Genomic DNA, 21195 nt, shown 5'->3' on the forward strand with positions numbered 1-21195 from the left:
TTTCTGTTTGTCCGGGGCCGTCTTTCCGTCCCCGCATTCCTCAGGCCGAGGCGCGTTCCGGCTTGCTGGCGAGCGTCTTACCCATGCTGCCTTCCAGCCGTTCTCTGTGATCGGCGACAAAGTTCCTGCCGGTTTCGTAGCCGATGTCGAACAGCGTCGACATGTTCGAATGGCTCCAGTCGAGAATGTTCGGCCAATGCGCGTCCGGGATATGCCGGCGGAAGGGCATTCTGAGCAGTTCCGATCGGCTGCTGTGGGTTTTCGCGCAAAGGGATTTGCCGCCGAGCGCCGTTTCCCGCTTTTTCAGGAAGGCTTCACGCTGCAGGACGAAGGCCCTGTAGTCGGTAAGCGCCAGGCTGACGAAGTCGGCCAGTTCCGGATCCGGATTTCTGTCGAGATAGGCCTGGGCGCGATTGTCGAAGGCCGCCAGATCGACATCCGCGCTGCCGAGCAGGTCGACAAGCTCATAAAGCTCCCGGTCGTGGCGCAGCTGGATGCGTTGCTTCCCGAAGGCCTCCGGGTCGCTTTCCGCGAATTCCATGATCCTGTCCGTTTCGGCCAGGAACCGGTCTTTTGCATGCAGCGCGCGTTTCGACTTGAAGGCCGCAAGGCTGTTCTCGGCGAGTCTGGTGAGGGGCGCGATGATCGACTGAACCCAGGCATCGGTGAGGTCGTGTGGCTCGTCGATCAGCTTGCGGTGCCCCAGGATGTCGAAAAAGATGAGGGTGTCGATATCGTGTTCGACCATCACGTCATCCGGAATTCGAGACCCGCTTCCTCCAGCGCCAGCAAAGCGCCGCTCATCAGCGGCAGATTGGGGGCGCCGCCGCCCTGTACAAGTCCGATCGGCATGTCAGTTCCCTTGAAAAAGTGATGAATTCAATCAGGGGTATATGCTATCAGAATTCACGCTTCCTGTGATCGCGATTGCGCCAGCGACGCCAGGAAAACCTGTGCGGTGACACGGGGAATTCATTCGCATCCCTGATCGATTCCATTCGTTCAAATCATTTGCGGATCAGGTGCGGCGTCCCTAACTTTCCTACACAAACAAGGGGAGACCAGATGAGCGAGCGTAAAGTTGCACTGATCACGGCCGGGGGATCCGGCATGGGAGCTGACGCTGCCAGACGGCTGGCGGCCGACGGCTTCAAGGTTGCGATCCTGTCATCTTCCGGCAAGGGAGAGGTGCTGGCTAAGGAACTGGGCGGTATCGGTTTTACGGGCTCCAACCTTGTCGCCGATGACCTAAATCAGTTTGTCAGCAAATCACTGGAAGCATATGGAAAAATAGATGTACTGGTGAATTCCGCCGGGCATGGCCCAAAGGGGGATATCCTGGAAATCTCCGACGACGACTGGCACCTGGGCATGGACGTCTATCTGATGAATGTCATTCGCCCGAGCCGGCTCGTGGCACCGGTGATGGCTGAACGGGGGGGTGGGGCCATCATCAACATATCCACTTTCGCTGCCTTCGAGCCCGATCCCCTGTTTCCGACGTCCGGCGTCTTCCGGGCAGGACTGGCGGCTTTTACCAAGCTGTTTTCCGACAAGTTCGCGGCGCAAAATGTCCGCATGAACAATGTCCTGCCGGGTTTCATCGACAGCCTGCCGGAGACGGAAGACCGCAAGGCCCGCATTCCCATGGGCCGATATGGCCGCTCGGAAGAGGTGTCCGGGCTGATTTCCTATCTCGCTGGAGAGCAGGCGGCCTATATCTCCGGTCAGAATATCCGTATCGACGGCGGGCTCACCCGATCGGTCTGAGATTGACGGTCTTTCCACCGTTCGGGCTGGACAGTATTGCGGGAAGAAGGTAAGGCACCCTTACTATCTACCTTGTTTCGAGACCTGTGACATGACTGTCCCTGAAAGGCCCGAGCGGCCGGAATTTCTGACGGACACGCCGGTTCCCGGCCGTATCTGGATGCTGCGCGGCGCACGCGCAGCCATCTCCATTCCGGCTTTCATTCTCACCGCCGCCTTTGTCGGCTATGCGGGGCTTGCGCGCGAGACCGGCCTGACGCTGGCCGAAACGCTTGCCCTGACCGGTCTTGTCTGGGCGCTGCCGTCGGTGGTGGTGCTCACTGGGGCGCTGTCTTCCGGCATGGGGCTGCTGCCGACCGCAATAGCTGTCGCGCTGGCATCCGTGCGGCTGATGCCGATGACCATGGCGCTGATGCCGCTCATCAAGGTTCCGGGCAAGACCCGCAACTGGCAGCTTCTGATCGCCTCCCATTTCGTTGCGGTGACGGCCTGGGTCTATGCGATGAAACACCTGCCGGACCTGCCGAGGGAGGCGCGCCTGCCGTTCTTCGTCGGCTTCGGCTGCTCGGTCTCCAGCTTCGTTTTCTGCATGACGGCGATTGCCTATCTTCTGGTCGAACGTCTGCCGGATATGGTGGCCGGCGCGCTGGTCCTGCTGACACCGGTATATTTCCTGTGTTCGCTGTGGGGGGCGGCGCGGTTGAATGCGGACAGGGTGGCCATGATCACCGGGCTCGCCTTCGGGCCGCTGTTCTTCATCTATCTGCCCGGCCTTGACCTGCTGTGGACGGGGCTTGCCGGTGGAACGCTCGCCTATATCGGTACACGGATCCACCGCAGGGGGCTGCTATGACGGACGTGCCGATTTCACAGACCTGGTGGTGGCCCTTCGTCATGATTCTCGTGGCGGGCTGGTTTGCCACCGATGTCTGGCGCTGGCTGGGTGTTTTCGCCGGCGGGCGGCTGCGCGAAGACGGTGAGTTGCTCATCTGGGTCCGTTGTGTCGCCACGGCTCTGGTTGCCGGAGTGATTTCCAAACTGATTCTGTTTCCGCAGGGCGTCCTGGCCGAGACGCCGATCTGGCTTCGGCTGGCCGCTGCCGGGTTCGGCTTTTCCGCATTTTTCGTGGCGCGGCAGAAAGTTCTTGTCGGCGTTCTGTCAGCAGAAGCCTTCCTCCTGTGTGGCTGGCTGGCCCTCGACAAGCTAGGCTGATTTGCGGAGAGACACTTCAAACCGCAGAGGCCAGCATGTCCGATCCACTGGAACTTTTTTACGCCCCGCAGAGCCGCGCGACAGGCGTTCGCGTGCTCCTGGAAGAACTTGACGCTCCCTACAATCTCAAGATTTTCAATCTCAAGCTGGGAGAAAACCGCCGCCCGGACTATCTTGCCATCAATCCTGTCGGCAAGGTTCCGGTCCTGCGCCATGGGGAGGCGGTCGTTACCGAGCAGGTGGCGATCTATCTCTATCTCGCGGATCTCTTTCCCGAAAAGGGGCTGGCGCCGGCCTTGGACGATCCGCTGCGCGGGCCGTATCTGCGCTGGTTCGTGTATATGGCGTCCTGTTTCGAACCGGCTCTCATCGACCGGGCGATGAAACGGGAGGAAGCTCCACAGATGGTGTCGGCCTATGGCAGCTTCGACACGGTGATGGAGACGATGCGCGCCCAGCTCACCAAGGGGCCTTATGTGCTCGGCGAAACGGTGAGCGCCGTCGATGTCTGCTGGGCGATGGGCCTCAGGTGGGGTATGGGGGTCGGCCTCGTGCCCGAATTCGATGAATTCAAGGCCTTTACGGAGCTGTATTTCCAGCGCCCGGCACCGCAATTCGTGCTTCAGGAAGACCGGAAGCTTGCAGCCGAGCAGCAGGATGCTGCCGAAAAGGCGGGCGCCGCCTGACGCCTGAAAGCGGGATTTTAGGAGTCCGTACCCTGGTCCAGCGCCGCCCGGATCTTTTCCGCCTGGGCGGCGAGCAGGTCATTGTCGGCCATCTCGCCCGTATGGGGTTTGAGCGGCACACCGTCGAAGCGCGGGATGACATGCACATGGGTGTGAAAGACCACCTGTCCGCCCGCCGGTTCGGAGAACTGCTGGATGGTCGTGCCGTCCGCGTCAAATGCCCTGATGACGGTGCGGGCCATCTTCTGCACCGTGGCCATGACGGCGTTGAGGTCGTCCGTGGCAATGTCCAGAATGTTGCGCGAAGGCGCCTTCGGCACCACGAGGACATGTCCGTCACCGCGCGGCATGATGTCCATGATCACCAGCGTCCTGGCATCCTCATAGACCTTGTGGCACGGCAGCTCGCCGCGCAGGATTTTGGCGAAGACATTCTGGTCGTCATAAGCGGGCGTGGACATATCTGGAAATTCCCGTCTCGAAGGCATGGTCGCTCAGCGTGCGCTGTTGGCCGGAGACTAGTCGGACAGACGGGAAGGGGGCAAGAGGCAAGTGCCTGCTTCCGGTTCTCCGCCGCCTCCGGCGCTGGATAATTCTCAGGCGCCGGATGCGGGGCCGGCGCCGGAATTGCGCGATGTATCAGGTACCGCAGAAGGTCCGGTAGGGACCGAAGGACGCCGGGGCGGGGCGGGTATAGGCCTCGCAATCGGGTCTTTCGGTGAAGGGGGTCTTCAGAACCTCCAGAAGTTTCCTGACAGGGCCAAAGTCTCCCGTTTCGGCCGCCGCCAGGGCTTCTTCCACCTTGTGGTTTCTGGGGATGTAGAGCGGGTTGACCCGGTCCATCCGGGTTCTGACGACGTCCGGGGCAAGGCCTTCTCCGGCCAGTCTTTGCCGCCATTGGGCAAACCAGGGATCGAATGCTGCCGGATCGGCAAAGAGGGCGCGCAGCTCGTCGGGCGAACCGGTTGCCGCCGTGCCGAGGCTGCGGAAGAACAGGGTGTAGTCGACATTCTGTTCGGCCATGGCCGCAAGCAGCGTTTCGACAAGCGCCTGATCGCCTTCCTCTTCCGTTTCAAGTCCGAGTTTGGCGCGCATGCCGCCGCGCCAATAGGCGGTGTAGACCTCCGGAAACCGGGCCAGTTCGGTGCTGGCCAGATCCACAGCCTTGTCCTGGTCGTCCGGCGCGATCAGGGGGAGCAATGCTTCCGCGAGGCGGGCAAGATTCCACTGGGCGATCCGGGGCTGGCGGGCGAAGGCATACCGCCCGCCGTGATCGATGGAGCTGAACACCGCTTCCGGGTCGTAGGCGTCGATGAAGGCGCAGGGGCCGTAGTCTATGGTTTCGCCGGAGATCGTCGTGTTGTCGGTGTTCATGACGCCATGGACGAAGCCGACGAGCAGCCATCGGGCAACGAGTTCCGCCTGGCGTTCCGTGATCCGGCGGAAAAGCTTCAGAAAACGGTCCGGGGCTCCGGCAAGATCCGGATCGTGCCTGGAGATGGCATAGTCGGCCAGCTGGCGGACCTTGTCGGTTTCGCCACGCGCCGCGAAATACTGGAACGTCCCGACGCGCAGATGGCTTGCGGCAACGCGGGTGAGGACCGCGCCGGGCTTCGGACCTTCCCTGTAGACCATTTCGCCTGTTGTCACGGCGGCCAGGGCACGGGTGGTGGGGATGCCCAGAGCGTTCATGGCTTCGCCGATGATATACTCACGCAGCACCGGCCCTATGACCGCCTTGCCGTCGCCGCCGCGGGAAAACGGCGTCGGGCCCGAGCCCTTGAGCTGGATATCGCGCCGCCGTCCATGGGTGTCTATCACCTCGCCGAGCAACAGGGCCCTGCCGTCTCCAAGCTGCGGGGAAAAGCCGCCGAACTGATGACCGGCATAGACCTGAGCGAGAGGTGAGGCGCCCTCCGGATGTGTCACGCCGGCAAAGATCGCCGCTCCGTCAGCCGTTTCAAGGGTGTCCGGATCGAGACCGAGATCCTCCGCCAGGGGGCGGTTGAAGAGCACCAGTTCAGGCTCGGGAACCTTCGTCCCTTCCCAGGCGACGTAGAACCCGGGCAATTCCCGGGCATAGGAATTGTCGAACCGGAAGGAGGAGGGTGTGGCGGTCATCGGGGTATCCGTTGGCTGGTCTGGCTGACTATGAGGGAAATATAGGTGCGGCAGATACCAATTCCGCCCCGCCTGCAAATTTTAGACCCGGACATCCCGGATTTCGTTCACTGATCCCCGGTCGTTTCGGTCTTCATCCAGCAATCTGATCCGGCAGTCTGGCGTCCCATGCCGGGGGGCGCGAAAGGCGATGCCGAAGCAAATGGATGCCGGAACCTTGCGCACAGCACCCTCGTTACATGGCTCGATTCCGCGGTTCTGCAAGGGAAACGACGGCGATGCTTTGAATTTTGACCTGTAAGTCGGATCGTTATTGGTGTATGATTTGATTTTTTCGTCTTCCGGTCGAGTTGTTCGATCAATTCTTTCTTTTTTGTTCAGGCATTTGGATATCCGTCATGAAAACTGTTTTCCAGTCGCAGCTTGAAAACCGTCAGGCAATTGAAAATCTTCTCGACAACGAGCGCCGGATCGTCGCCGAAGCGCCGTTCCCGCAGGACGGGATGCTCGAAGGTGTCACCGCCAGAAGCGGTCCGGCAACGCTCGAGGAAGCGGTCGACCGCATGCGCAAGGGTCAAACCGATCTGAGCGCACCCACTTACACCGAAGCGATCGTGATGCGCACCGGGTACCCGTCGCTGCTGGTCAGGAACGGCACTTTCGAAGACCCCAAGCTGCAATACTGGAAAGATACGCTTGTTCCCAGACGCGCAGTTATCGACCGGGCCATCGCCAATGTCGGCCGGGTGGATCTGGTCAATGATCCTCACAACAAGTGGATCGGCACCGGCTGGCGGGTCAATGAAGACACTTTCGTCACCAACCGGCACGTTGCCGTCTATTTCGCCCAGCTGCGTCAAGGTGGATGGGGCTTCGCGCGCGGTCTCAAGGTCTATATGGATCTTCGGGAGGAGCATGAGTCCGACGAGCAGCTCGAGATGCTGGTGTCCTCGATCCTCCATATCGAGCCGACCGGCCTGCCGGACGTGGCGATCCTCAGGATCGACAAGAACGCCCTGCGGACCACCGCCGATCCCGTTTCCCTGCAGCTTGGCGGGCGTCGGCCCGATACGATCGGCGTCATCGGCTATCCGGCAAAAGCCGTCCGAGACAATCCGCTTGATGCGATGGATCGCTATTTCGACGACATCTACAATGTGAAGCGGTTCGCGCCCGGTCAGATCATGGACGACAACCATTCTTCGACCGAATTCACCCACAATGCGACGACCCTGGGCGGCAATTCCGGCTCGATGATCATCGATGTCGACACGGGAGGCGCCGTGGGCCTTCATTTCGCCGGTAGCGCGCTGACCCAGAACTATGCGGTCAAGATCGATGCCGTTGCCGATATCCTGACCCGTCAGTCGGTCTATTTCGATACCGGCGCCGGGCAGGACAACGGGAAGGCGGCGGACGGGGCGAACGGTTCCGGCACCGACGAGGAGGCGACCGGCTTCGAAGACCGGCAAGGTTATCAGCCCGACTTCCTCGGAGACGGCCCCCTGTGGGTGCCGCTGCCGGAACTGAACAGTGTGCAATTGCGCAAGCTCGCGCGTACGAAATCCGGCGAGACCGAGCTGAAGTACACCCATTATTCCGTCGTGATAAACGGAGAACGGCGGCTGGCCTTCTACGCGGCTGCCAATATCGACGGCAACGAGCTTCGCCGGCCCAGGAGGAAAAATTCCTTCAAGCTGGATCCCAGACTCGCGGAAGACAAGCAGGCCGGGGAGGATCTCTATTCGAGAAACGACCTGGACCGGGGCCATCTGATCCGTCGGCTGGACCCCTGTTGGGGCAGCAAGGCGGAAGCCGATCTGGCCAATCTGGATTCGATGTATTTTCCGAATATCGCGCCCCAGCACAAGAAGCTGAACCAGAAGATATGGCTCAGGCTCGAGGAGCATGTCCTCGACAGGACGGACGATGCGGATGCCAGGATCTCGGTTTTCGTCGGCTGTCTGTTCGATGACGGCGATCCGGTGCAGAAGCGCTCCGGTGTCCAGGTGCCGATGCGTTTCTGGAAGGTTGTCGCCTCGATCGGCAGGATGCGGCGCGGGCGCTCGAACCGGCGCGTGCTACAGGCGCAGGCCTTCATTCTTTCCCAGGAACATCTGGTGAAGCCGGGAGATCTGGAGCTGGTCTTCGGGCAGGGGTTCGAGGAGTTCCAGGTGACCATCGAGGAACTGGAGCGGCTGACGGGACATGATTTCGGGCCGCTACGGGACGCGGACACATTCGCGCTTACCTCCGAGATGCGGGCCGAGCACAGGGAAAAACTGGAATCGGTGACGGGGCTCCTCACGGATGTCTCGGACCACGTCAAACCGCTCGGATCACTTGCGGATGTGGAAGCCGGATAGGGCAGACAACCTGTCGGAGGGAGCCGTCGTGGTGAAGCCGTTTTCCAGTCTGCGCTTCGGGGGGGAGCGCCTTCTGGCGGCCAGCGCCGACGTCGGCGATGTGCGCGACTATGTCTATCAGCCCACGCTGGCCGGTCTGGCGCCGCGCATCGATCCGCGTGAGGGGCCGGCGCCCTGGTGGTGCGACGGGCGCATCCGCGACCAGGGAACCGAGAGCAGCTGCACCGCTCATGCGCTGGCCGGCATAATCGATCATTTGCGCGCGCGGGACCGTATGCTCAACCTGCCCGCCGACGCGGAGCTTGCCGCAGAGGACCGGCATCCCTGGGCTTCGGCGGAGATGCTTTACAACATCGCCAGGTTTCACGATGAGTTTCCCGGCGAATCCTATTCCGGATCGTCGATCCGGGGCGCGCTGAAAGCCTTCTATTTCAACGGCGCCTGTGCCGAGACGGTCACCAGGGGACTGTCGGGTCAGCAATGGCACATGACGCGTGAAATCCTGGAAAGCGCGCGCCGGGTTCAGCTGGGTGCCTATTACCGCGTACGCCCGCGGCTGTCGGATGTGCATGCGGCGCTCAACGAGGCCGGTCTGGTGCTTGCCTCGGCCGAATTGCATCCCGGCTGGGCGACCGGCAGCGGCCGCATTCCCTTCGGCAAGGAAAGGGTGACCACGCAGAGCCTGCATGCCTTCATCCTGATCGGCTACACGCAGGAGGGGTTCCTTGTCCAGAACTCCTGGGGCGCCGAATGGGGCGACAAGGGGGTGGCCCTTTGGAGTTACGAGGACTGGTCCGCCAATGTGGTCGACATGTGGGTGCTCAGACTGGCGGTGCAGGTCGCCAGCCAGGCGACGGCGGTCAACCCGCAGTCTTCCCGCAGCCGGGGCCTGCGGATGGGGGAAGGCGCCTTCGACGCGGATGCGCTGCAGCCGGCGACACCACCGACACGGTTCGACGTGCTGGGACATATCGCCTCGACATCGCGCGGCCGACTGGACCGTTACGGACCCTATCATGTGGATCCCAGAACGCTTCAGGAAACGGTCAGGATCCTGCACGACAGCCCGAAGTACAAACATGTCCTGGTCCATTTCATGGGGCTGCAGCGCCATGAAAATGCAACGATGTCCGCCATTCGCGATGCGGTGCCGGTCTTCAAGGCCAACGGAATCTATCCGTTCTTCGTGACCGTCGAAAACGAGCTGTCCTCCACCGTGCACGACATGGTCGAGGCCGAGGTGGAACGGGCCAACCGGATCGCCGGGCTGCGGCAAAGTCGCGAGAAGGACAGGCGCATCGAGGGCCGGCTCTCGGCGGCGGCGCTGAGGATCGTCGAGGAAATACAACGCAGCTCGATGTCGGTTGTCTACGGGCACGGCGACGGGCGGCTCGGTGAAGGGCTGGACATCCTGAACGACCTGTTCAGTGCCCTTGACGAGCGTCATCGCCGCGGCGAGGTGTCCTACCACCTGTCGGCACATGGATTCGGGGCCTCGCTGCTGGCCGCGCTGTTGTCCCATACCCGGCACTGGAGCCGGCATCCGGTCCTGTCTTCCGTCAGTCTCTACGCCCCCATGCTGCCCGCAGAGACGGTGCGCCGGTCCTTTGTGGACAGGCTGGTTCATCCCCATGACCTGCCGCTCAGCCGCAGGGCGCAGGGCGAGGATGCGGTCATCGAACATCTCGACCTCTATCTGCAGAGCAGGGAAGCCATGGGCAGCGACCGGCCTCTGCCCGGATACGGCGGCAACTGGCCGCAGTTGTGGACACGGGTCATGGCGATCGCGACCAGGCGCGCCGGTGACGGGTATACCGGGCTGGCAACGGGAGGGACGAGCTATTTCGACGAGGCATGGCATGCAAACCTTCTGGCGCTCGGCGAGCCGGCTCGGGATCTGGCGCATGAGCCCGGCGTGAGGATCAACCTGCTGGACACGCCGCACAGGGATTTCGATCTGCGCACGAAGGTGCTCGACTGTCTGCTCGAACGCATTCTCGGCAAAGCGCCTGCGACAGGGTTCAGTGCCGTCTACAAGGATCGGGACAGTCTGCTCGTGGAATAGGCCGGTGTTGTCGTTCTGGCGGGCGGGCGACGGGAGCCGGCTGGTCCTGGCCGACGAGCTTTATCCCCTGGAACGGACCTCATCGGACAGCTGAGTTGCCGGGGCGGTCACGGATGCTCCGGGCCCCGGTGAATTTGTGTCCGCGTTTCCCGCAGGATCTCGCCGAGTTTCCTGAACAGATCGGCACGGGAACTGGTCGTGCGCCAGGCCAGCACGACGCGGCGCGGGCAGGCGTCGGGAAGCGGCGCGATGTCGATTTTCTGACCGCTCAGCACACCGGCGTCGATGGCGAGGTCCGGCAGGAGGGTGATGCCCACGCCCTCGCTGACCATCGAGATCAGCGTCGACAGCGACGTGGCGGAGAAACTGTCGTCCTGCTGAATATTCCTGTCGGGAAAGGCGCTGAGCGCATGGCGCTGAAGGCAATGACCGCGTTCCAGCAGCATCAGACGGGTTCCGTCGAGTTCGGATCCCTTCACCGGGGTTTTCGAGAGACTGCCGGGCATGGCGGCAAGATGATAGCCGTCGTCGAAAAGAGGCATGGTTTCAATGCCGGTTGCTTCGAACGGCAGGGCGAAGAGGATCAGGTCGAGGTGACCGTCATGAAGACCCTCCAGAAGCTTTTCGGTCATCTCCTCGCGCAGCAGCAGCCGCAGGTCGGGGAAGGCTTTCCGGATTGCGGGCAGGGCGCGCGGGACCAGAAAGGGGCCGATGGTCGGGATGGCGCCAAGCCGCAGATCGCCCACATCGGATCCGGCGCGTCTGGCGGCAAGATCCTCGATTTCACGCACCGACAGCAGGACAGCGCGGGCTCGGGCGGCAATTTCCGCTCCTGCCGGCGTGAGAATGACCGACCGCTTGGTGCGCTCCGCAAGGATCACACCCAGCCGGTCTTCCAGCTCCTTCAGGCCGGTGCTGAGTGTCGGCTGGGTCACGGAGCAGACTTTCGCTGCGCGGGAGAAATTGAGCTCGTCGGCGACGGCAACGAGGAAACGCATCTGGCGGAGCGTGATGGCTGGCAACATATTGAAAAAACCTATCAGAGAATTTCTAATTATCAATTTCACAAATGAAGAGCCAGATCTTATTTTCAAATCATCGAAACAACGAAGACAGCTTACACCGAGGATTTGATCATGAGCGAAGCGATCCAGCCCCCCATGCCGCGTCTGAACGAACCGGCGCCTGCTTTTGACGCCCCGACCACCCAGGGCCGGAAAACGCTGTCCGACTACAAGGGCAAGTGGCTGGTGCTCTTTTCCCATCCGGCTGATTTCACGCCCGTGTGCACGACGGAATTCATCGGGTTCGCCCGGCGTCAGGACGACTTTGCCGCGCGCAACACGGAATTGCTCGGCCTGTCGATCGACAGTCACTATGCGCATATTGCCTGGCTTCTCAACATCAGGGAAAAGTTCAGCGTCGATGTGGGCTTTCCGGTTATCGCCGACCTGAACATGAAGGTCGCCCGGGACTATGGAATGATACAGCCGGGTGCGTCGGACACGGCGACCGTCCGGGCAACCTTCATCATCGATCCCGAGGGTATCCTGCGTGCCATGGTCTACTATCCGATGGTCGCGGGCCGGTCGGTGGATGAGATCCACCGTCTCCTGGTCGCCCTGCAGACGGCGGACGAGAACAAATGCGCCGTCCCGGAAAACTGGCAACCCGGTGATGCGGTCATCGTGCCCACGCCGGCAACCTTCGACGCGGCGGTGGCCCGGACTTCGGAAGGATACGATACCGTGGACTGGTATTTCTCGACCCGCAGTCTTTGAAACGGGCTTGCATTCAAAAGAATGAAGACAGGATGATCCAGATCACGGCTCCAACGATGAGGTCGAAATATCATGAGGATGGTGGATCCGGGTCGGAAAGGATCCGCAGAGCGGGCTTCCTGCCCGGTCGTGCGGGGTCTCCCCTGTCCGGAGAAGCCGGTGCCTTGTTTCCCGGATTTGACCGGATTGCTCCGTTTCAATGCAACTCATTCTCCCTCATGAGACCGTGACCCAGGGCCGTTATTCACCTACATGGAAAGACTCGGGCCATCGGCACGGGAGCTTTTCGGGTTCAGTCCAGAACAACAGACATACTATCAGGAAGACAGATCATGACCGACACATCGCAAGACCACACCGGCAGCCTCAGCAAGGTTCTGGCATCGACGTTCCGTCTTTATGTACAGACCCATGGCTATCACTGGAATGTCGAGGGCCCGAGTTTCCGCCAGCTGCATCTCATGTTCGAGGAGCAATATCAGAACCTCTGGAATGCACTCGATTCGATCGCCGAACGCATCCGGTCCCTGGGTGCCTATGCTCCGGGCTCCGTTGCCGAGCTGATGAAACTGGCCGGTGAGGAAGCCGCTCCCGCGCAATCCGCCGAGGCCATGGTCGATGCGCTCATCAAATCCCATGATGCCCTGGCAGGCCAGTTGCGCGCAGCCATCGTGACGGCGCAGGAAGCCGGTGACGAGCCGTCTGCGGGCATGCTGTCGGACCGTCTCGAATGGCACGAGCAGCAACTGTGGATGATGAAAGCCTCGCGGAAATAGGGGCAGGCCCTTTGTCCGGGAGCATCCGGCGCTCACCCGAAAACCGGATGCTCCGCTCTTCAGCCCCCTTCAGGCTCCCCGCTTTCATGTGATTTCCGATCAGGCGGTCGATCTTGCGCTGCGCTTTCTTTTCGCGGCGGGATCGGTCGCGGTGTCACCAAGGAGAAAACAATGTCCCGTCCCGTCGTCAAACCCTTCTGGGATCAGCCAACCGGAAGCTGGCAGTATGTCTTTCACGATCCAGAGACCATGGAAGGCGCGATTGTCGATCCGGTACTCAACTTCGACCCGCTTTCCGGCAGCACTTTCACCGACAGTGCCGAAGAGATTCTTGCCCATGTGCGCGAGGCGGGAATCGAGATCGTCCGGATCCTCGACACCCATCCCCATGCGGATCACTTTTCCGCCGCCCCCTGGTTCAAGGAAAAGCTCGGCGCACCGACCGCGATCGGGGAACATGTGGTGAAAGTGCAGAAGCTCTGGAAGGAGATCTACAATCTGCCGGAGGACTTTCCGACGGACGGCAGCCAGTGGGACCATCTGTTCGCCGACGGAGAGGAATTCATGGTCGGCCGGATTCCGGTGCGGGTGATCTTCTCGCCCGGACATACGCTGGCTTCGGTCACCTATGTCGCCGGCGATGCGGCTTTCGTGCATGACACGCTGATGATGCCCGACAGCGGCACGTCGCGCGCCGATTTCCCCAGCGGGTCTTCCAGCGAGCTTTATCAAAGCCTCCAGCGCATCCTCGCCCTGCCGGACGAAACCCGCGTCTTTGTCGGTCACGATTACGCTCCCGAGGGGCGCGAGGCCGAATGCATGTCGACGGTCGGCACGCAGAAGGCGCAGAACATCCATCTTGCCGGCGCGCCGTCGCAAGCCGAATTCTGTGCGGTGCGCGACGCGCGGGATGCCACCCTGGCGCTGCCGAAACTCATGCTGGCCGCACTGCAGATCAATATTCGCGGTGGACGCAAGCCGCAGCCCGAGAACAACGGGCGCTCCTACCTGAAAATTCCGCTCGACTATTTCGAACGACGGTAAAGCGGAAAAAGGCGGTAAAGTCCTGGGTCCGGGTCCCTCCGGACCTGGGCGCCGTGCCGTTCCCGGCGCACAGATCCGCCTACAGCTGCAGAGACCGGGCGGCCAGCACCGGAACAGGACTGGCTGCGCTTCGGGCTCGCTGCCCTGCCGTGGGTGCGCTGCACAATCCTCTCTATTGGAAAGCCTTCTCCGTTTCAGCTAGACTCCCGACCGAAAAAGGGAGGAGAGCTTTTGAGTGCTGCATTTGAGCGTGGCACCAATGGAGATCTGTCGCGCCGGTCGTTATTGGGACTGGCGGGTGGCATGGCGTGCGCCCTTGCGGCAGACAGGGCGCATGCGCAGCCGGGGACGATCCGATTCGGTCTGACGCCGGTTTTCCTGACCAACGATCTCGAACTGCTCGATGCCTTCAGGGCATATCTGGAAAGCGAAACCGGCTACCAGGTCGAACTCATCACGCGGAGAACCTATCAGGAGGTCACGGCGCTTCTGGTTTCCGGGCAACTCGATGCCGCCTGGATCTGCGGTTATCCCTTTGTCCGGTACCGGAACGAACTGGAGCTTGTCGCCGTTCCGCAATGGCACGGCAAACCGCTCTATCAGTCCTATCTCATCGTGTCGGAAGAAAGGGAGGCGTCGTCGCTGGCGGATCTGCAGGATGACATCCATGCCTTCTCCGATCCCGACTCCAATTCCGGATATCTGGTCACGCGGGCGCTTCTGTTCGAGAAGGGGCTCAACCCGGATTATTTCTTTCGAAGGACGATCTACACATACGGGCATCGCAACGTGATCCGGGCGGTCGCTTCCGGACTGGCGCAATCGGGCAGCGTCGACGGTTATGTCTGGGAAGTGATGCGGGATATCGAACCGGAGCTGGTCGCCGGGACGAGACCGCTGCGCAAGTCGGAATGGCTCGGGTTTCCTCCCGTGGCGACGAACAAGTCGCTTGCCGGGTCGGATCGCATCGCCGCGCTGTCCGGCGCGCTTCTGACAATCCCGGAAAAGGAGCAGGGCCGCCGCGTGCTGGAGATGCTGAAGCTGACCGGGTTCACATCATCGGGGCCGGAGATCTTCGACGGGATCGCCTCCAAGGTCGCGATGCTGCGGGGTGTGCTGTGAACCCGGCGGTCCACTTCCGCAGGCTGCCTTCGGCCATCCGGGTCCCGGTGCTGGTGGTGGTGCTCATGGTGATCATCTCCGCGGTGATCTCCGAGCGGGTTCTCGATCAGCTTTCGAAAACCCAGGCGACCTACCTTCAGGGGCTGGCTTCGGCCTATCTGGATGGTCTGGTTGCCTCCGTCACGCCGTCGGTTCTGCGGGAAGACAGCTGGGAGATCTTCGACAGCATCGAGCGGTTGCGGCCGACCACCGACGACATCCTGCCGAGCGAGACGGTGGTTACCGACAGGAACGACATCGTGCTGGCGTCGAGCAATCCCAGGACACGCGAAACGCTGCGGCCGCTCGATGCGGCCTTCTCGGGAAAATTCGCAGGGCCGGGTGTCTCGATCGATCCGGAGACGAGGAGCGGCTATGTACGCCGGGCGATCATTTACCAGAACATGCATGTGGGATCGATCTACGCGGTCTTCGACGTGACTTCTCTGCTGAAGGAACGGCGGCGGATACTTGCGACCCTGCTTGCCACGAATTCACTGGTGACCGCGCTTCTCGGCTTTGTCGGTTTCATGACCGTGCGGCGGATGATACGTCCGATGCAGGTTCTGGAGACTCATCTTGTCGAGGCTGCCGGCGGATCGGCCACGCTGATCGGCGAGCAGGAATTTCCGTCTGCGGACGGCGAGGCGGCGAGTGTCTACCGGGCCTACAACGCGCTGGTCAATTCGGAAACGGAACGTCAGAAACTCTCCAGACAACTGGCCGAGGAAGAGAAGCTGGCAAGCCTCGGCCGTCTGGCCTCCGGCATGGCCCATGAAATCAACAATCCGCTCGGCGGGCTCATGAATGCGGTCGATACCTTGCGCCGTCATGGCGAGAACCGCAACGTGCGGGAGAAATCGATCGAACTGATCCAGCGCGGACTGCTGGGTATCCGCGAAGTGGTCGAGGCCGCGCTGGCGACCTATCGTCCCGACCGGCTGTCCAGGCCCGTGGAAGGCTCGGACTTTTCCGACCTGAAGCTCCTGGTGCGGCCGGAGCTGCGCCGCAGGCAGCAGGCTCTGGATTTCCGGATGCCGGGCGAACTGCCCGCCAGACCGGAGTGGCCCGCCGGCCCGATACGCCAGGCGGTCCTGAACCTGTTGCTGAATGCGGTCGCCGCGTCGCCGGAAGGCGGACGGATCGGGTATACGATAACGGTGACGGACCGGCATCTGCAGATTACCGTCACGGACGAGGGAGAGGGCATGCCGGAGGCTGCAAGGAGAATTCTGGAGCAGGGGACGTCAGCGGACCCTGCAGAAGGGGAAGGGCTGGGCCTGTGGATCGTGCGTGAGATCGCCAACGATCTTGACGCCCGGGTCCGTGTGTCCGCAGGGGCGCGCAGGGGCACCGAAGTTCAGTTGACCCTTCCGTGCCGAACCAATGAGGTCAGTCATGCAGCCTGAAGGACTGAGCATCGGTCTGATCGAGGACGATCCGGTCATGGGCGGATCGATCGTGCAGAGGCTGGAGCTGGAAGGCTGCGCCGTTCACTGGTGGCAGTCGGGCTCCGAGGCCCTGAAAGCCCACGGCAAGACCTTCGATGAGCTGGATCTGGTGCTTTGCGACATCAAGCTGCCAGACATCGACGGGGAAGCGGTCTATCGCAGCCTGTCGGATGCGCAGGAGCACCCGCCGTTCATCTTCATCACCGGGCACGGGGAAATCGATCAGGCGGTGCGGCTGATGCGCCTCGGAGCGGCCGACTATCTGACCAAGCCGTTCGATTTCGAGGATTTTCTGTCCCGCATTCGGGAAAACGCCCGGGGGCGGAAGCCTGCCCCGGCCAGGGAGCCGGACCTGGGGGTCTCGCCGGCGATGCGGGAACTGGAAGCCCTGTTGCAAAGCTATGCGCAAACCGATCTTCCGGTGCTGATTACCGGGGAAACCGGCGTGGGCAAGGAAGTCTCCGCCCGCTATCTTCATGCCTTGCGCAGCAGCTCCGAGGATCCCTTCATCGCCGTGAACTGCGCCGCCATTCCGGCGGAACTGCTTGAAAGCGAGATCTTCGGCCACGAGAAGGGGGCATTCTCCGGAGCGGTCAAACGGCACCTGGGATATGCGGAGCGCGCGAAGTCGGGCACTCTTTTCCTCGACGAAATCGGCGACATGCCTCCCGCCCTGCAGGCGAAGGTCCTCAGGCTCATCGAGGAGCGCAGTTTCATGCGGATCGGCGGAGAGGAGAGCATCTCCTTCACGGGCCGTATCGTGACTGCAACCCATCGCGATCTGTCCGGTGGCGCTGGCGGGCCGGAGTTCCGGCAGGATCTCTACTATCGGATCGCCGTGCTCACGGCTGATATTCCGCCGCTTCGGGAGCGGCAGGAGGATATTCCGTGGCTGATGAACCGGCTGCTGGAAAATGCCGCGAGCCGTCACAACAAGGCGGTGCGCGGGATCAGCTCGAAAGCGGAGGAGGCGGCCCTTGCCCATGGCTGGCCGGGAAACGTGCGTGAATTGCGCAACCGGATCGAACGGGCTGTGGCACTGGCCGGCGGCGAATGGCTGATGCCGTATGATCTCTTCCCTGACCGGAAGGAGGAGGCGCCGTCCGCCGCCTTCCAGCCGCTGTCGGAAATTCGCGATGCAGCGGAAAAACGCCAGATCGAACGGGCGATCTCTGAAACCTCCGGTCACCTGCAGGATGCGGCCCGGCTGCTCGGTATTTCCCGGACCACGCTGTGGGAGAAGATGGCCCGCCTGCAGATCCGGCCCGAGCGTCCGGAAAGCTGAACATTCGGCGGTGCACCATGTTCGAAAATCCGAACATGGTGGCCGAAAATGTCGATACTTCAATTCCTTCTTTTTGAAATCATTGCGTTAATTCTCCTGGCACGGGTCTTGCTGATTTGCAGGCGACGCCATGCATGAGGGAGGAAATCCATGTCTAGATGCACGAAGATGGTCGATATCGGCCGTCGTCAGTTCCTGAGAGGGGGCGCGATCGCAACGGCTGGGGTGGCCACGGCCGCCGCTTTGCCGGCGGAACAGGCCAGGGCGGCCGGCCTGGCACGGGTCGAGTATCCGGCAAACCGGCTCGCCAACATATCGGAACTGGTGGTGAACGAGCCGCTGGACGTCACCTATCCGGATGAGGATGCTCCCGGCGTTCTGCTGAAGCTGGGCAACGCCGTCGAAGGCGGGATCGGCCCGGACGGCGATATCGTCGGGTTTTCGACGATCTGCCCGCACAAGGGATACCCGCTTTCCTACAATGCCGACAGGCGGACGATGAACTGCCCCGGTCACTACTCGGTCTTCGACTGCGAGGCCGGCGGACAGCAGACCTGGGGCCATGCCACCCAGAACCTGCCGCAATACACGCTGCGTATCGACGACAAGGGCGACATCTATGCCGAAGGCGTGGATGAGCTGCTCTACGGACGCCTGTCGAACGTGCTTTAAGGGAGAGGGACGAAATGGCTTACAAGAGATATGTCGACCGTCTGCCGATCATTCCGGCGGACGCCAAGAAACACAATGTCACCTGCCACTACTGCATCGTGGGGTGCGGCTACAACGCCTACACCTGGCCGGTGAACAAGCAGGGCGGCACGCAGCCGGATCAGAACGTCTTCGGTGAAGACCTTTCCGAACAGCAATATGCCGAAACGGACGCCTGGTATGCGCCGTCCATGTACAATGTCGTCAAGCAGGACGGCAAGGACGTGCATCTGGTGATCAAGCCCGATGTGGATTGTGTCGTGAATTCCGGTCTGGGATCGGTACGCGGGGCACGCATGGCGGAAAACCGCCGCTCCGACAAGACCGGCACGCAGCAGCAGCGTCTCGAGGAACCGATGGTCTGGCGTTACGGCACCTGGCAGCCGACCAGCTGGGACGATGCGCTGGACCTGGTCGCCCGGGTGACCGCGCGCGTCATCGACAAGGACAACGAGGACGATCTTTTCGTCTCCATGTTCGACCACGGCGGCTCCGCCGGCGGTTACGAGAACACCTGGGGTACCGGCAAGCTCTACTTCCAGTCCATGAAAGTGAAGAACTGCCGCATTCACAACCGGCCGGCCTACAATTCCGAGGTGCATTCCACCCGTGACATGGGGATCGGCGAACTGAACTATTCCTATGAGGACTACGGCCTGACCGACACGATCTTCCTGATCGGCGCCAATCCTCTCGAGACCCAGTCGAACCTGTTCCTGAATCACATGGTTCCGGGAATTCGCAACGGTGCCAAGGTCGTGATCGTCGATCCGCGCCGCACGGTGACGGTGAATGCCTGCGAACTTGAGGCAGGCAAGGAGAACGTGCTGCAGCTTGCCATCAAGTCCGGGACGGATCTGGCGCTGTTCAACACGCTGTTCACCTATATCGCCGACCAGGGCTGGGTGGATCAGGAGTTCATCGATCAGTCCACCTTCCGCGACGGCCTTGCCCAGGCCCAGAACGAAGCCTATCCGGCTGCGCTGGGCAGCTTCGAAATGGCGCGGGAGGAATGCCGCATGTCCCTGGCGGAAGGCGCCGAGATCTGCGGCGTGCCGGAAGCCGATATCGTGAAGGCGGCCGAATGGATCGCCAAACCCAAGGATGACGGTGCGCGGCGCAAATGCGTCACCGCCTATGAGAAGGGCATCATCTGGGGGAACGACAACTACCGTACCGTCGGCGCTCTGGTGAACATCGCCCTTGCGACCGGCAACATCGGTCGCGAAGGCGGCGGTGTGTGCCGACTCGGCGGCCACCAGGAAGGCTACTTCCGGCCCTCCGACGCCCATGTCGGTCGTCCCGCGCCCTATATCGACCAGCTGCTGATCGCCGGGCAGGGCAAGGTGCACCACATCTGGGCGAACGATCACTACAAGACCACGCTGAATGCCTCGGAATTCAAGAAGGTCTACAACAGGCGCACCAACATGGTGAAGGAAGCCATGGATGCGCGGGCCGGCGCAACGCGCGAGGAACTGGTCGACGCCATTGTCGCGGCAATCGAGGCCGGAGGTCTGTTTTCCGTCAATGTGGACATCGTCCAAAGCCAGATCGGCCAAGCCGCTCATGTCATTCTGCCGGCGGTCGAGTCGGGGGAAATGAACCTGACTTCCATGAATGGCGAACGCCGGATGCGTCTGGTGGAAAAATACATGGACGGTCCCGGGGCGGCCAAACCGGATTGCCTCATCGCCGCGGGCCTGGCGCAGTATCTGGAAAAGGTTCTGCGCGAAGAGGGCAGGGATGCCTATGCAGACCAGTTCAAGGGCTACGACTGGCAGACCGAGGAAGATGCCTTCATGGACGGCTACAACGCGGCCAATCCGGAAGTCACCTACGACCGTCTGCGCGCCATGGGCAACAACGGGGTTCAGGAACCGGTCGTCGGCTATGAAGACGGCAAGCTGATCGGCACCAAGCGCCTCTATGCGGACGGAAAGTTCGACCGTCATGGCCGTGACGACGGGAAAGCGCTTTTCTGCGCCGGTGGCTGGCGTGGACTGCAGGCACCGGGAAAGGCCGCGGAAAGGGAAAAATTCACGTTCCTGATCAACAACGGCCGTTCCAACATCAACTGGCAGAACTGGTTCCTCGACAAGGACAACGACTTCGTTTCCGACCGCTACCCGTTCCCCTTCATCGAGATCAATCCCGAGGACATGGCGGAACTCGGGCTGGCCGAGGGGGATCTGGTCGAGGTCTACAACGATGTCGGTGCCACCCAGGCGATGGTCTATCCAACGCCGACGGCCCGGCGCAAGGAGACCTTCATGCTGTTCGGCGCCCCGAGCGGCACGCAGGGCAATGTCATCAATGCCGGGGTAAACGAACTGATCCTGCCGAACTACAAGCAGACCTGGGCGAACATCAGAAAGATCTCCGATGCACCTGTCTCGGTGAAACATCTGTCGTTCAAGTCAAGGGAATACACGTCGGTCTGACGATCCGGCGGAGTATATCCGGGAGGGCTCTCTTGTGTGTGGGAGGCCTCCCGGCCGTTGCTTTCCGGTGGGGGAAAAGACCGTCAGGTTGCCGGATCTGCAGGGTCGTGCCGAACGGCTCATCCCGCCGGTTGAATGGAGCCGAGCCGGACGGATACCCTGCCGCTTGCCCGCAAAGGGTCCGGTGGAGAGCCCCCGAACCGGAAGCGTGAATTTTCTTCCGCAAATCCCGTAAATCTGCAATATGATTCCCTAGCGTGAATTTGCCACCCGCCCGGGTGGACCGGCACGTTTTGCATGTGCACGTTTAAAAGGAAAATGA

18 protein-coding genes are annotated in these 21195 nt (G+C 61.7%); 14 read left to right on the forward strand and 4 right to left on the reverse strand.

The genetic code is table 11. The features are described from left to right. Positions 1 to 40 precede the first annotated feature (40 nt). A complete protein-coding gene (locus DCO57_RS14860; RefSeq protein WP_116699690.1) occupies positions 41 to 748 on the reverse strand; it encodes a hypothetical protein in 708 nt (235 codons plus the stop codon). 317 nt (positions 749 to 1065) lie between these two features. On the opposite strand from DCO57_RS14860, the gene DCO57_RS14865 reads away from it, so the two are divergent. The 4 genes from DCO57_RS14865 to DCO57_RS14880 all read left to right on the forward strand — a co-directional run bounded on the left by DCO57_RS14865 (position 1066) and on the right by DCO57_RS14880 (position 3668). After that, a complete protein-coding gene (locus DCO57_RS14865; protein ID WP_116699691.1) occupies positions 1066 to 1770 on the forward strand; it encodes an SDR family oxidoreductase in 705 nt (234 codons plus the stop codon). Between the two features lie 91 nt (positions 1771 to 1861). Beyond that, positions 1862 to 2623, forward strand: a complete 762-nt coding sequence (locus DCO57_RS14870; RefSeq protein ID WP_116699692.1) for an AzlC family ABC transporter permease — start codon at positions 1862 to 1864, stop codon at positions 2621 to 2623. Continuing rightward, the gene (locus DCO57_RS14875; protein WP_116699693.1) at positions 2620 to 2982 is read left to right on the forward strand and encodes an AzlD domain-containing protein; all 363 of its coding nucleotides are present in this window, start codon (positions 2620 to 2622) and stop codon (positions 2980 to 2982) included. The genes DCO57_RS14870 and DCO57_RS14875 overlap by 4 nt, the downstream gene beginning before the upstream one ends. A gap of 35 nt (positions 2983 to 3017) precedes the next feature. Further along, a complete protein-coding gene (locus tag DCO57_RS14880) occupies positions 3018 to 3668 on the forward strand; it encodes a glutathione S-transferase (RefSeq protein ID WP_116699694.1) in 651 nt (216 codons plus the stop codon). A 17-nt stretch (positions 3669 to 3685) separates the two neighbouring features. Here DCO57_RS14880 and DCO57_RS14885 read toward each other — a convergent pair whose 3' ends face one another. Next, positions 3686 to 4129, reverse strand: a complete 444-nt coding sequence (locus tag DCO57_RS14885) for an HIT family protein (RefSeq protein WP_116699695.1) — start codon at positions 4127 to 4129, stop codon at positions 3686 to 3688. Positions 4130 to 4307: 178 nt separating this feature from the next. Then, positions 4308 to 5789, reverse strand: coding sequence for a protein adenylyltransferase SelO (locus DCO57_RS14890; protein WP_116699696.1), 1482 nt, complete (start codon positions 5787 to 5789; stop codon positions 4308 to 4310). Positions 5790 to 6187: 398 nt separating this feature from the next. On the opposite strand from DCO57_RS14890, the gene DCO57_RS14895 reads away from it, so the two are divergent. Both DCO57_RS14895 and DCO57_RS14900 read left to right on the forward strand, forming a co-directional pair. Further along, on the forward strand, positions 6188 to 8155 hold the full coding sequence (locus DCO57_RS14895) for a DNA/RNA non-specific endonuclease (RefSeq protein ID WP_116699697.1): 1968 nt from the start codon (positions 6188 to 6190) through the stop codon (positions 8153 to 8155). Further along, a complete protein-coding gene (locus tag DCO57_RS14900) occupies positions 8139 to 10220 on the forward strand; it encodes a C1 family peptidase (protein WP_116699698.1) in 2082 nt (693 codons plus the stop codon). Before DCO57_RS14895 ends, DCO57_RS14900 begins: the two co-directional genes overlap by 17 nt. A gap of 107 nt (positions 10221 to 10327) precedes the next feature. Here the strand turns inward: DCO57_RS14900 and DCO57_RS14905 are convergent, their stop codons facing one another. Beyond that, positions 10328 to 11245 (reverse strand): hydrogen peroxide-inducible genes activator, encoded by a 918-nt coding sequence (locus tag DCO57_RS14905; protein WP_116699699.1) that lies wholly within the window; start codon positions 11243 to 11245, stop codon positions 10328 to 10330. A gap of 111 nt (positions 11246 to 11356) precedes the next feature. Here DCO57_RS14905 and DCO57_RS14910 point away from each other — a divergent pair, with 111 nt between their 5' ends. The 8 genes from DCO57_RS14910 to DCO57_RS14945 all read left to right on the forward strand — a co-directional run bounded on the left by DCO57_RS14910 (position 11357) and on the right by DCO57_RS14945 (position 20873). After that, on the forward strand, positions 11357 to 12001 hold the full coding sequence (locus DCO57_RS14910; RefSeq protein WP_116699733.1) for a peroxiredoxin: 645 nt from the start codon (positions 11357 to 11359) through the stop codon (positions 11999 to 12001). A 332-nt stretch (positions 12002 to 12333) separates the two neighbouring features. Beyond that, on the forward strand, positions 12334 to 12777 hold the full coding sequence (locus DCO57_RS14915; RefSeq protein ID WP_116699700.1) for a DNA starvation/stationary phase protection protein: 444 nt from the start codon (positions 12334 to 12336) through the stop codon (positions 12775 to 12777). Positions 12778 to 12948: 171 nt separating this feature from the next. Further along, a complete protein-coding gene (locus tag DCO57_RS14920) occupies positions 12949 to 13821 on the forward strand; it encodes an MBL fold metallo-hydrolase (RefSeq protein WP_116699701.1) in 873 nt (290 codons plus the stop codon). Positions 13822 to 14124: 303 nt separating this feature from the next. Beyond that, positions 14125 to 14943 carry a PhnD/SsuA/transferrin family substrate-binding protein gene (locus DCO57_RS14925; RefSeq protein WP_116699734.1) on the forward strand — a complete coding sequence of 273 codons (819 nt, stop codon included), beginning with the start codon at positions 14125 to 14127 and terminating at the stop codon, positions 14941 to 14943. Continuing rightward, positions 14940 to 16391 carry a HAMP domain-containing sensor histidine kinase gene (locus DCO57_RS14930; RefSeq protein ID WP_116699702.1) on the forward strand — a complete coding sequence of 484 codons (1452 nt, stop codon included), beginning with the start codon at positions 14940 to 14942 and terminating at the stop codon, positions 16389 to 16391. The genes DCO57_RS14925 and DCO57_RS14930 overlap by 4 nt, the downstream gene beginning before the upstream one ends. Next, positions 16381 to 17718 carry a sigma-54 dependent transcriptional regulator gene (locus tag DCO57_RS14935; protein ID WP_116699703.1) on the forward strand — a complete coding sequence of 446 codons (1338 nt, stop codon included), beginning with the start codon at positions 16381 to 16383 and terminating at the stop codon, positions 17716 to 17718. The genes DCO57_RS14930 and DCO57_RS14935 overlap by 11 nt, the downstream gene beginning before the upstream one ends. Positions 17719 to 17868: 150 nt before the next feature. Further along, positions 17869 to 18390: an arsenate reductase (azurin) small subunit gene (locus DCO57_RS14940; RefSeq protein WP_116699704.1), complete on the forward strand. Its 522-nt coding sequence runs from the start codon at positions 17869 to 17871 to the stop codon at positions 18388 to 18390. Between the two features lie 14 nt (positions 18391 to 18404). Continuing rightward, a complete protein-coding gene (locus tag DCO57_RS14945) occupies positions 18405 to 20873 on the forward strand; it encodes an arsenate reductase (azurin) large subunit (protein ID WP_116699705.1) in 2469 nt (822 codons plus the stop codon). The last annotated feature ends 322 nt before the right edge of the window (positions 20874 to 21195 follow it).

It is taken from the genome of Labrenzia sp. 011, from assembly GCF_003075075.1.
Taxonomy (GTDB): Bacteria; Pseudomonadota; Alphaproteobacteria; order Rhizobiales; family Stappiaceae; genus Roseibium.